The organism is Staphylococcus sp. GDB20D11A (genome assembly GCF_016893255.1).
In the GTDB taxonomy this organism is placed as follows: domain Bacteria; phylum Bacillota; class Bacilli; order Staphylococcales; family Staphylococcaceae; genus Staphylococcus; species Staphylococcus aureus.
The window spans coordinates 24,601-36,166 of record NZ_JAFEPJ010000037.1 but is presented as its reverse complement, the minus strand read 5'-3'; the positions used below and the strand labels follow the sequence as shown (position 1 = coordinate 36,166).

8 protein-coding genes and 3 pseudogenes are annotated in these 11,566 nt (G+C 33.9%); 5 read left to right on the top strand and 6 right to left on the bottom strand.

The features are described from left to right. Window positions 1-233: hypothetical protein (locus JV528_RS13985; protein ID WP_033860009.1), on the bottom strand; the 233-nt coding region annotated here is incomplete at its 3' end. Window positions 234-647: 414 nt separating this feature from the next. Then, complete coding sequence (locus JV528_RS13980) at window positions 648-1,904, bottom strand: MrcB family domain-containing protein (protein WP_000566670.1); 1,257 nt, start codon at window positions 1,902-1,904, stop codon at window positions 648-650. Between the two features lie 1,680 nt (window positions 1,905-3,584). Between JV528_RS13980 and JV528_RS13975 the strand changes: the two genes are divergently transcribed. Next, window positions 3,585-4,052, top strand: coding sequence for a Dps family protein (locus JV528_RS13975; RefSeq protein ID WP_003587210.1), 468 nt, complete (start codon window positions 3,585-3,587; stop codon window positions 4,050-4,052). A gap of 41 nt (window positions 4,053-4,093) precedes the next feature. Here JV528_RS13975 and JV528_RS13970 read toward each other — a convergent pair. The 4 genes and pseudogenes from JV528_RS13970 to JV528_RS13955 form a co-directional block, all read right to left on the bottom strand. Next, window positions 4,094-4,183: pseudogene (locus tag JV528_RS13970) on the bottom strand (IS30 family transposase); the annotation flags it as partial. Window positions 4,184-4,340: 157 nt separating this feature from the next. Next, window positions 4,341-6,260, bottom strand: a complete 1,920-nt coding sequence (gene tet(M), locus JV528_RS13965; RefSeq protein WP_070544140.1) for a tetracycline resistance ribosomal protection protein Tet(M) — start codon at window positions 6,258-6,260, stop codon at window positions 4,341-4,343. A gap of 15 nt (window positions 6,261-6,275) precedes the next feature. Continuing rightward, window positions 6,276-6,362, bottom strand: a complete 87-nt coding sequence (locus JV528_RS13960; RefSeq protein WP_011058339.1) for a tetracycline resistance determinant leader peptide — start codon at window positions 6,360-6,362, stop codon at window positions 6,276-6,278. Window positions 6,363-6,636: 274 nt separating this feature from the next. After that, window positions 6,637-7,201 (bottom strand): annotated as a pseudogene (locus JV528_RS13955) (conjugal transfer protein); the annotation flags it as partial. 111 nt (window positions 7,202-7,312) lie between these two features. Here JV528_RS13955 and JV528_RS13950 point away from each other — a divergent pair. The 4 genes and pseudogenes from JV528_RS13950 (at window position 7,313) to tet(L) (ending at window position 10,918) form a co-directional block, all read left to right on the top strand. Continuing rightward, entirely contained in the window at window positions 7,313-8,488 is a 1,176-nt protein-coding gene (locus tag JV528_RS13950) for an IS256-like element IS1310 family transposase (protein WP_002328814.1), read from the top strand. Window positions 8,489-8,499: 11 nt separating this feature from the next. Beyond that, on the top strand, window positions 8,500-9,342 hold the full coding sequence (locus JV528_RS13945) for a protein rep (protein WP_311201975.1): 843 nt from the start codon (window positions 8,500-8,502) through the stop codon (window positions 9,340-9,342). A gap of 103 nt (window positions 9,343-9,445) precedes the next feature. Next, a pseudogene (locus JV528_RS14935) lies at window positions 9,446-9,508 on the top strand (tetracycline resistance efflux system leader peptide). Window positions 9,509-9,541: 33 nt separating this feature from the next. After that, a complete protein-coding gene (tet(L), locus tag JV528_RS13935; RefSeq protein WP_002294500.1) occupies window positions 9,542-10,918 on the top strand; it encodes a tetracycline efflux MFS transporter Tet(L) in 1,377 nt (458 codons plus the stop codon). The last annotated feature ends 648 nt before the right edge of the window (window positions 10,919-11,566 follow it).

Here is an 11,566-nt window from a genome sequence, read left to right as displayed (position 1 = left end):
TTTTTACTTTGCAACAGAACCGAAAATAATCTCTTCAATTTATTTTTATATGAATCCTGTGACTCAATGATTGTAATATCTAAAGATTTCAGTTCATCATAGACAATGTTCTTTTCAACATTTTTTATAGCAAATTGATTAAATAAATTCTCTAATTTCTCCCGTTTGATTTCACTACCATAGATTATATTATCATTGATATAGTCAATGAATAATGACAAATTATCACTCATAACAGTCCCAACCCCTTTATTTTGATAGACTAATTATCTTCATCATTGTAAAACAAATTACACCCTTTAAATTTAACTCAACTTAAATATCGACAAATTAAAAAACAATAAAATTACTTGAATATTATTCATAATATATTAACAACTTTATTATACTGCTCTTTATATATAAAATCATTAATAATTAAACAAGCCTTAAAATATTTAACTTTTTTGTGATTATTACACATTATCTTATCTGCTCTTTATCACCATAAAAATAGAAAAAACAAGATTCCTAAAGAATATAGGAATCTTGTTTCAGACTGTGGACAAACTGATTTTTTATCAGTTAGCTTATTTAGAAAGTTTTATTTAAATTACAGTTTCTATTTTTATTAGATCACAATTTTATTTTAGCTCTTGTTCAAGTAATCATTTTTCGCCAAAAACTTTATACTGAATAGCTTCTACATTAAATACTTTGTCAATGAGATCATCTACATCTTTAAATTCAGAATAATTTGCATATGGATCTATAAAATAAAATTGTGGTTCTTTACCAGAAACATTAAATATTCTTAATATTAAATATTTCTGCTTATATTCTTTCATAGCAAACATTTCATTTAGCGACATAAAAAATGGTTCCTCAATACTAGAAGATGTAGATGTTTTAATTTCAATAAATTTTTCTACAGCTTTATCTGTATTTGTTGGATCAAAAGCTACTAAATCATAGCCATGACCGTGTTGAGAGCCTGGATTATCATTTAAAATATTCCTAAACTGTTCTTTCTTATCTTCGTCTATTTTATTATCAATTAGCTCATTAAAGTAATTTAGCGCTAATTTTTCTCCAACTTTACCGGTTAATTTATTCTCTTTATTTGATTTTTCAATTTCTGAATCATTTTTAGTAGTCTTTGATACACCTTTTTTATATTTTGGAATTATTCCTTTAGGTGCTTCCACTTCCTTGAGTGTCTTATCTTTTTGTGCTGTTCTAATTTCTTCAATTTCGCTGTCTTCCTGTATTTCGTCTATGCTATTGACCAAGCTATCATAGGATGTTTTTGTAACTTTTGAAGCTAATTCATTAAATAGTTCTAAAAATTTCTTTAAATCCTCTAGCATATCTTCTTCTGTGAATCCTTCATTCAAATCATAATATTTGAATCTTATTGATCCATGAGAATATCCTGATGGATAATCATTTTTTAAATCATAAGATGAATCTTTATTTTCTGCGTAATAAAATCTTCCAGTATTAAATTCATTTGATGTAATATATTTATTGAGTTCGGAAGATAAAGTTAATGCTCTTTGTTTTGCAGCATTTTTATCCCGCGGAAACATATCACTTATCTTTGACCATCCTTGATTCAAAGATAAGTATATGCCTTCTCCTTCCGGATGAAAAAGATATACCAAATAATATCCATCCTTTGTTTCTTTTGTTATATTCTCATCATATATTGAAATCCAAGGAACTTTACTATAGTTCCCAGTAGCAACCTTCCCTACAACTGAATATTTATCTTCTTTTATATGCACTTTTAACTGCTTGGGTAACTTATCATGGACTAAAGTTTTATATAGATCACCTTTATCCCAATCAGATTTTTTAACTACATTATTGGTACGTTTCTCTTTAATTAATTTAAGGACCTGCATAAAGTTGTCTATCATTTGAAATTCCCTCCTATTATAAAATATATTATGTCTCATTTTCTTCAATATGTACTTATTTATATTTTACCGTAATTTACTATATTTAGTTGCAGAAAGAATTTTCTCAAAGCTAGAACTTTGCTTCACTATAAGTATTCAGTATAAAGAATATTTCGCTATTATTTACTTGAAATGAAAGACTGCGGAGGCTAACTATGTCAAAAATCATGAACCTCATTACTTATGATAAGCTTCTTAAAAACATAACAGCAATTCACATAAACCTCATATGTTCTGATACATTCAAAATCCCTTTATGAAGCGGCTGAAAAAACCGCATCATTTATGATATGCTTCCCCTTATCAGTGATTTTGCTAAAAAACTTTCAAAGTTAATTATTTTTTCAACAAATACCTTAGAGGATTTTTATTATTTAATATTAACTTTATTTAAATTTTGAAGTTTTTTAAAATAGTTGATAATGATCGAGCAGCTAATAATACAAAAGCTATTATTAGACTGAATCGGAATTAGGCTGTTCATCTGTTTCTCGCAATGTATTATTCGTAACTTGTGTTTGAGTTTCATTATTCGCTTTGAATAATATTTAAATTTTGTAATTTCTTACTTTGTTTTGATTCGCTATTGTCAGTTGTTTACTTTTAATCCTCATTATTCGCGCTATTATTAGATAGATAGTGTTAAATCTTGGGTTTTTGTTGATGGATAATAACCTACTTCAGTTAGTTCTTGATAGTCAATCTCACAGCTCTGGTGCCAGTTTCTACTAAACCGTATTTATACTACATCCCCATGTTCAGACTTATTAACATAAAAACTCACAGAATGATCTACCTTATCTCCAGTTTTAAAAAAGTTACATTTTCTAGATGGTAATCTTGTTCTTTCATAATACTGATGCCTATATCTGGAGCATTGCTAGCTGTTACTTCGCCTTCATCCGTATACTAAATAATAAAGTATTTACTTATGTAGTAATGGTAGAAATATTTGTTTTTATATCTTGATTCAGATTTAATTCTTATTGTTTATTTTCTTAAGTAGTAGCTCTCGAAATTGCACTACACTGCATCAAATTCCTCAATAATATACATTCCATTCACTGTTATTTGTATTTAGTATTAGTTTTCTAATTCCAACTTAATCTCAAAGAAATTATTTGTATGAAAGTTATTTTTGTTTCTGCTTATTTAAAAATTGAATGTTGATTAATTGCAAAAACAACGAATTACAGATTAAATCTTGATTTTTTGTTCCTCTTTTTTGCAGAATATTTTATCAAACCAAATATATTTTTAATACTTGCTCTCAATTCTACGGGAGGTTATCGATTTCTTTTTAACCAAGCTAATTGAGATTATTAAGATGTCATCCTCGTCCCCTGTTCTTCGGGGTAGTTGTCGATCAGCTTTTATGGAAAGGCTATCGTTAAAGAGTATAGGTTCTCGTCCCCTGTTCTTCGGGGTAGTTATCGATCCTTTAACGCGTTTTGAACATCTTCATAAGGTAAATAAAATTCAATTGTAGATTAATTTTACAATCTTCCATATAACGTCTCCATCTTTTCAAAACGACTTAATTCTACGGGCTATAAATAACTTAATTTGCCAGTGTATAACGTTTCAGATTAAGCTACCACTAAGTTATAATAACCATATCGAAAGGAGACCAATCTAATGAAATATACGAAAACCAAAGCAGTATTAAATCAACTCGTTGCCGATTTGAGCCAGATGTCAATGATTATCCATCAGACGCATTGGTACATGCGTGGACCCAACTTTTTGAAGTTGCACCCCTTGATGGATGAGTTCATGGAAGAAATTGACAGCCAACTCGATGTCATTTCTGAACGGCTGATTGCGCTTGATGGCAGTCCTTACTCCACCTTAAAAGAAATGGCCGAAAACACTAAGATTCAAGACTGGCCTGGTGAATGGGACAAAACAACCCCAGAACGCCTCGCACACTTAGTTGATGGCTATCGTTACTTGGAAGACCTTTACCAACACGGCATTGAAGTATCCGATGTTGAAAAAGACTTCAGTACCCAAGATATTTTCATTGGTCTCAAAACCGCAATTGAGAAGAAAATCTGGATGATTCAGGCAGAGCTTGGGTCGGCGCCGGAAATTGATGAATAAAATAATATTAAAAAATCGGTAGACTTATGGTAGATTTTAAAATTAATCCGAACGCCCATTTGGATATTGGACAGCCCTAGTTCACAAAAGGTTTCGATTTTAATTCGTTCGGAATAGGTTATACTAGACAAAAGATCAGCTCCTAAAAGATGGGTTTGTGGTAAACACCATTTTAAAGGAAGCTGATCTTTTTTGTCCGAACAGCGTTCGGATTAATTCAAATCTTTATTAAAAAATATTTCATCTTATTTAACAAGAAACCATATTTATATAACAACATAAAATACACTAAGTTATTTTATTGAACATATATCGTACTTTATCTATCCGACTATTTGGACGACGGGGCTGGCAAACAGGTTCACCGGTAGTAACATGGTACCCTTTTAACTCTGTTAAACAAACACTACGTCCATTTGTAAAGAAAGTTAAATCACTACGATATTCTTGAATACACCGAGCAGGGATTTCTCCACTAAGAATGACCTCATTATTTTTCAATTGAGTGTCTACGATGTTCGCACAATATTTAGGAGCATCGTTGTATGCTCGTGAAAGATATTCCTGTGGCGCATAAATTTTAAAACTAAGATATGGCTCTAACAATTCTGTTCCAGCTTTTTTTAAGACTTGTTCCAATACAATAGGAGCAAGCATCCGAAAATCTGCTGGGGTACTAACAGGGCTATAGTATAAGCCATACTTAAAACTGATTTTACAATCCGTCACATTCCAACCATATAATCCTTGTTCGCAACCATAGCGTATCCCTTCCATAACTGCATTTTGAAATGATTGATTTAAGTATCCAAGAGAAACCGAGCTCTCATACTGCATTCCACTTCCCAACGGAAGCGGTGATACAGATAAACCAATGGAAGCCCAGAAAGGATTTGGCGGCACTTCGATGTGAATGGTATATTCTGCATTTTTTAACGGTCTCTCCATATAAATGACTGTAGGCTCTTTTAGTTCTATCTCCACATGATACTTTTCTTGCAACAGTGCACTAATCACTTCCATTTGTACTTTCCCTAAGAAAGAAAGTATAATTTCATGTGTCGTAGAATCCACGTAATATCGTAGAAGCGGATCACTATCTGAGATTTCCAAAAGGGCATCAAGCAACATTTCTCTCTGTTCAGGTTTACTCGGTTCAACAGTTGTTTGTAGTAGAGGGTGCGGATTTTCAATCTTTTTTCTCTGTGGCAATAGTTTTGTATCTCCAAGAACACTATTTAACTTCAAAAACTCATTTTGCAAAATAACAATTTCTCCAGAATAAGCTCTATCAATCTTACATAATTCACCATTTATTGAAGTATACATTTCTGTAACTTTTATTTTTTCTTTTTCTGATACTCTAACCGAATCTCGTAAATGTAGTACTCCACTATAAAGGCGTATATATACAAGACGTTGTCTTTTTTTTGTATATTCAATTTTGAAAACATTTCCGCAAAGTTCAGACGGACCTCGATGTGTTGATGAATAAAATTTATTCGTAATCACTTCTATAAGGTTATCAATCCCTATATTGTTTTTTGCACTTCCGTGATAAACAGGGAACAGGGAACAATTATGAAATCTTATGCTTTCCTCTTGTTCGAGTTCCAATGCTTCTAATGATTTACCGGACATATATTTCTCTAAAAGGTCATCGTTTCCCTCTATTACCGTATCCCATTGTTCAGATTCGGTAAAGTTCGTCACACACATATTAGGATACAGTTCTACCTTCTGTTTGATTACAATTTCGGCAGAAAGTTTCTCTTTAATATCCTGATAAACCGTTGATAAATCAATTCCATTTTGGTCAATCTTATTGATAAAAAAGATTGTGGGAATCCCCATTTTCCTAAGTGCATGAAATAATATACGAGTTTGTGCTTGTACGCCATCTTTTGCAGAAATCAGTAGAATTGCCCCATCTAAAACTGATAATGAACGATATACTTCTGCTAAGAAATCCATATGTCCTGGCGTGTCTATGATGTTCACCTTCGTATTTTCCCACTGAAAAGAGGTTATTCCTGTCTGAATTGTAATTCCTCTCTGACGTTCTAAAAGCGTATTATCCGTCCTCGTTGTACCTTTGTCCACGCTTCCTAATTCTGTAATCGCTCCACTGTTATATAATAAGCTTTCTGTTAAGGTAGTTTTTCCTGCATCAACATGAGCTAAAACTCCAATATTAATAATTTTCATGTGATTTTCCTCCATTCAAAAACCCAAAAGGGCATAAAAATCCCAGTGATAAATACTTTTATCACTGGGATTTTTATGCATAACCATAGGTATACAAAGCATACAGATATTCTCTGGATACTTTAGAATCACATGATAAAGGTATTCTTAAACTGGGTACAAAAAACTAAGCCCTCCTAAAAAAGGACATCTAATTATTTGTTCCCGCTATCAAATTGACAGTTTATTTAAGAATACCTTGCCGCATATTTATTAACTCCTTTTAAATAGTCACTTAAATAATAGCACGTAAGAGCATATTTGTAAAGGAATCTCCAATTTTTTATCAAAAAGAGTACATGATTACAAAGTATCTGTAATCATGTACCAATATTTGTTATTTTACAATCTTCCAATTATCTTGTTTTTCTAATATCAACTCAAATTGCGAGATTTGGGTTGCCTTTGTTTCTTGATCTAAATATTTCACAGCGACATTCATGATTACTTACATAGTAAGTCAATTCTTTTTCTGTGGCGGTAGGATAGAGCTGGAAGAACGTTTCTAAAAAGCTAATGATTTCGTCCATCGTTTCTGTATCTACTGTATGGTCACTTTCTAGCTGTTTGGGTTGGTAGTCCGATTTTTGAGGTTTCTTACTCATTGTCGGATTTTTGATAATAACCATATTATCTGATTCATCTATATGGACAACCACATGAAAGCTAGACGATATAGTTTCCTTGTCTTTGTCTTCGGTAATAACTTGTTCAACAGAAAACAGTACCTCAAAGGTGTTCTCATTCACTTGAGAAACCTGCCACACCTGTATATCGTTCACACTAGAACTAGTAGGAATATCCTTACGAATCATTTCTTCATTTAATACCTGCAATTCTTCCGTCAAATAATGGGTCAATTTCTCATTTCGTTTATCAATGGCTTCTTGGGATTGGAGAGCGTAAAATATCTTGTGTAAACGCACAAAAGATTTCTAAATTGTATAGAAATAGGGAATGCCTTCCCTTATGATATTTAGTAACCACAGAAAACATCACAGGAGGCATTCCCCATGAATGAACTTACCACAGAAATTATCGCTGCACTAGCCCAAAAACAAGATTTGGACGAAGTTTTTCGTCACCACCTTGAAATCGCCATCAACCAGCTGCTTCAAACTGAATTGGCAGAGTTTTTGGGTTACGAACGCTACTCATACGCTGGGATTAACACTGGTAATAACCGCAACGGCAGTTATGAGCGCTCGTTTGATACGAAGTACGGCCAACTTAACTTAACCATTCCTCGAGATCGCAATGGCCGGTTTGAAAATCATACCTTGCCAGCCTACGGTCGGCACAGTGATAATTTAGAAACAACGGTTATTCAGTTGTATACCAAGGGAATTACCACTGCTGAAATTGCCGAACTCATTGAGAATATGTACGGTGCTCACTACTCCAAAGCCACGGTTTCCAACATGACTAAAGCCGTCAATGAACAGGTTCAAGCTTTCCAGCAACGTCGACTGGCTTCACAATATGCGGCTATCTTCTTAGATGCCACTTACTTGCCGTTAAAGCGGGATACCGTTCAAAAAGAAGCGGTTCATATTGCGATTGGCATTCGTCCAGATGGTACGAAAGAAGTGCTGAACTACCAAGTGGCGCCGACGGAATCAACTGGGATCTGGACTGAATTACTGGGAACCCTGATTAAGCAAGGTGTCAAAGATGTGCTGTTGTTTGTGGCCGATGGGTTAGTTGGTTTGGATGAAGGTTTAAATCGGCATTTTCCCAAAGCTAAACGACAACGTTGCCTGGTTCATGTTGGGCGTAATTTGATAAACAAAGTTCGGGTGAAAGACCGTAAGGCCGTGATCAATGACTTTAAACAAGTTCATTGGGCTGCCAATCGTGAAGCAGCCGAACTGAAACTGAATGAGTTCGCCAACAACTGGCATCGTACCTATCCCAAGTTAATCAAAGATCTGCTTAAAATGCCGAATCTGCTCACTTTCATGGACTTTCCACCAGCCATTCGGCAATCACTCTACTCCACTAACTTGATTGAGAACTTTAACAAGCATCTCAAGCGCACCACCCACCGCAAAGAACAATTTCCAACGGAAGATTCACTGGATCGATTCCTGGTTTCTCAGTTTAATGCTTATAACGAGAAGTCTCTGAAGCGGATCCACCGAGGCTTTAAAGGACTCCAGGACACCTTGGAAGCATCATTTATTTGAGTTAGTTACATATTATATGTACGAAGGCATTTCATTTACACAAGATTCTTGACGCTACCCAAAATCGTGAAACAGGCGAAAGAAAGTTGTATCAAGTGTGGTTTTGTAAATCCAGGCTTTGTCCAATGTGCAACTGGAGGAGAGCAATGAAACATGGCATTCAGTCACAAAAGGTTGTTGCTGAAGTTATTAAACAAAAGCCAACAGTTCGTTGGTTGTTTCTCACATTAACAGTTAAAAATGTTTATGATGGCGAAGAATTAAATAAGAGTTTGTCAGATATGGCTCAAGGATTTCGCCGAATGATGCAATATAAAAAAATTAATAAAAATCTTGTTGGTTTTATGCGTGCAACGGAAGTGACAATAAATAATAAAGATAATTCTTATAATCAGCACATGCATGTATTGGTATGTGTGGAACCAACTTATTTTAAGAATACAGAAAACTACGTGAATCAAAAACAATGGATTCAATTTTGGAAAAAGGCAATGAAATTAGACTATGATCCAAATGTAAAAGTTCAAATGATTCGACCGAAAAATAAATATAAATCGGATATACAATCGGCAATTGACGAAACTGCAAAATATCCTGTAAAGGATACGGATTTTATGACCGATGATGAAGAAAAGAATTTGAAACGTTTGTCTGATTTGGAGGAAGGTTTACACCGTAAAAGGTTAATCTCCTATGGTGGTTTGTTAAAAGAAATACATAAAAAATTAAACCTTGATGACACAGAAGAAGGCGATTTGATTCATACAGATGATGACGAAAAAGCCGATGAAGATGGATTTTCTATTATTGCAATGTGGAATTGGGAACGGAAAAATTATTTTATTAAAGAGTAGTTCAACAAACGGGCCATATTGTTGTATAAGTGATGAAATACTGAATTTAAAACTTAGTTTATATGTGGTAAAATGTTTTAATCAAGTTTAGGAGGAATTAATTATGAAGTGTAATTAATGTAACAGGGTTCAATTAAAAGAGGGAAGCGTATCATTAACCCTATAAACTACGTCTGCCCTCATTATTGGAGGTTGAAATGTGAATACATCCTATTCACAATCGAATTTACGACACAACCAAATTTTAATTTGGCTTTGCATTTTATCTTTTTTTAGCGTATTAAATGAAATGGTTTTGAACGTCTCATTACCTGATATTGCAAATGATTTTAATAAACCACCTGCGAGTACAAACTGGGTGAACACAGCCTTTATGTTAACCTTTTCCATTGGAACAGCTGTATATGGAAAGCTATCTGATCAATTAGGCATCAAAAGGTTACTCCTATTTGGAATTATAATAAATTGTTTCGGGTCGTTAATTGGGTTTGTTGGCCATTCTTTCTTTTCCTTACTTATTATGGCTCGTTTTATTCAAGGGGCTGGTGCAGCTGCATTTCCAGCACTCGTAATGGTTGTAGTTGCGCGCTATATTCCAAAGGAAAATAGGGGTAAAGCATTTGGTCTTATTGGATCGATAGTAGCCATGGGAGAAGGAGTCGGTCCAGCGATTGGTGGAATGATAGCCCATTATATTCATTGGTCCTATCTTCTACTCATTCCTATGATAACAATTATCACTGTTCCGTTTCTTATGAAATTATTAAAGAAAGAAGTAAGGATAAAAGGTCATTTTGATATCAAAGGAATTATACTAATGTCTGTAGGCATTGTATTTTTTATGTTGTTTACAACATCATATAGCATTTCTTTTCTTATCGTTAGCGTGCTGTCATTCCTGATATTTGTAAAACATATCAGGAAAGTAACAGATCCTTTTGTTGATCCCGGATTAGGGAAAAATATACCTTTTATGATTGGAGTTCTTTGTGGGGGAATTATATTTGGAACAGTAGCAGGGTTTGTCTCTATGGTTCCTTATATGATGAAAGATGTTCACCAGCTAAGTACTGCCGAAATCGGAAGTGTAATTATTTTCCCTGGAACAATGAGTGTCATTATTTTCGGCTACATTGGTGGGATACTTGTTGATAGAAGAGGTCCTTTATACGTGTTAAACATCGGAGTTACATTTCTTTCTGTTAGCTTTTTAACTGCTTCCTTTCTTTTAGAAACAACATCATGGTTCATGACAATTATAATCGTATTTGTTTTAGGTGGGCTTTCGTTCACCAAAACAGTTATATCAACAATTGTTTCAAGTAGCTTGAAACAGCAGGAAGCTGGTGCTGGAATGAGTTTGCTTAACTTTACCAGCTTTTTATCAGAGGGAACAGGTATTGCAATTGTAGGTGGTTTATTATCCATACCCTTACTTGATCAAAGGTTGTTACCTATGGAAGTTGATCAGTCAACTTATCTGTATAGTAATTTGTTATTACTTTTTTCAGGAATCATTGTCATTAGTTGGCTGGTTACCTTGAATGTATATAAACATTCTCAAAGGGATTTCTAAATCGTTAAGGGATCAACTTTGGGAGAGAGTTCAAAATTGATCCTTTTTTTATAACAGGAATTCAAATCTTTTTGTTCCATTAAAGGGCGCGATTGCTGAATAAAAGATACGAGAGACCTCTCTTGTATCTTTTTTATTTTGAGTGGTTTTGTCCGTTACACTAGAAAACCGAAAGACAATAAAAATTTTATTCTTGCTGAGTCTGGCTTTCGGTAAGCTAGACAAAACGGACAAAATAAAAATTGGCAAGGGTTTAAAGGTGGAGATTTTTTGAGTGATCTTCTCAAAAAATACTACCTGTCCCTTGCTGATTTTTAAACGAGCACGAGAGCAAAACCCCCCTTTGCTGAGGTGGCAGAGGGCAGGTTTTTTTGTTTCTTTTTTCTCGTAAAAAAAAGAAAGGTCTTAAAGGTTTTATGGTTTTGGTCGGCACTGCCGACAGCCTCGCAGAGCACACACTTTATGAATATAAAGTATAATGTGTTATACTTTACTTGGAAGATACACCGAATGAAGAAACACTGAAGCAACAACTACCTAAAGATTTTAAGAGTTATTTTATTTTAAGTCTTTATAACATGAGTGAAGCGAATTTTTAAATTTCGATAGAAATTTTTACATCAAAAAGCCCCCTGTCAAAAATGACGA